The sequence below is a fragment of the Mammaliicoccus sp. G-M28 genome (assembly GCF_022386595.1).
GTDB lineage: Bacteria > Bacillota > Bacilli > Staphylococcales > Staphylococcaceae > Mammaliicoccus > Mammaliicoccus fleurettii.
Map to the genome: position 1 here is coordinate 1 of NZ_JAJNIF010000050.1, position 255 is coordinate 255.

The 255-nt window shown below is 43.1% G+C and carries 1 protein-coding gene; it reads left to right on the forward strand.

The window, feature by feature from the left end:
- Window positions 1-255: Ig-like domain-containing protein (locus tag LQ609_RS12645; protein ID WP_239734847.1), on the forward strand; the 255-nt coding region annotated here is incomplete at both ends.

Consider the following 255-nt stretch of genomic DNA (forward strand, 5'->3'; position numbering starts at 1 on the left):
ATAAAGGTGGTACGAAAGATCCAATTACAGTGACTACTGATCCAGGATCTAAAGTAGAATTGTTCGATAAAGATGGCAATAAGATTGGTGAAGGTATCGCAAATGATCAAGGTGTCGCTGAAATCACGCCAACAACACCATTACCTGAGGGTAATATCACAGCCAAAGCGACGGATAATGCGGAAACGCCAAATACGTCTGACGCTTCTGAACCAGTCAAATCGAAAGATACAACGCCGCCTACTAAACCTGTGA